Here is a 517-nt window from a genome sequence, read left to right as displayed (position 1 = left end):
GATTCCACAGCTTGATTGTCTTGTCACCACTGGCGGAGGCTAAGGTTTTGCCGTCTGGGCTGAACACCACACTATAGACCGATTCGCTATGACCTTCTAGAGTGGAGATGAGTTTATCTGTGTCCCGATTCCACAGCTTGATTGTCTTGTCACCACTGGCGGAGGCTAAGGTTTTGCCGTCCGGGCTGAACACCACATTATAGACCGATTTGCCATGACCTTCTAAAGTGGAGATAACTTTGCCTATGTCCCGATCCCACAGTTTGATGGTGTTGTCAAAACTAGCAGAGGCTAGGGTTTTGCCGTCTGGGCTGAACACCACACTATAGACCACACTACTATGACCTGACAGGGTAGAGATAACTTTACCTGTGTCCCGATTCCACAGTTTGATGGTCTTGTCAAAACTAGCAGAGGCTAGGGTTTTGCCGTCGGGGCTGAACACCACACTATAGACCGCATCGCCATGACCTTCTAGGGTAGAGATAACTTTACCTGTGTCCCGATTCCACAGTTT

General features: G+C 49.1%; 1 protein-coding gene. It reads right to left on the bottom strand.

The features are described from left to right. Positions 1-517, bottom strand: a 517-nt coding sequence (locus I8751_RS30005) for a WD40 repeat domain-containing protein (protein WP_225894505.1), incomplete at both ends; no start/stop codon positions are given.

Source organism: Atlanticothrix silvestris CENA357 (assembly GCF_016056295.1).
Taxonomy (GTDB): domain Bacteria; phylum Cyanobacteriota; class Cyanobacteriia; order Cyanobacteriales; family Nostocaceae; genus Atlanticothrix; species Atlanticothrix silvestris.
Note: the sequence above shows the minus strand (reverse complement) of the source record. Positions and strands in the feature narration are given on the sequence as shown.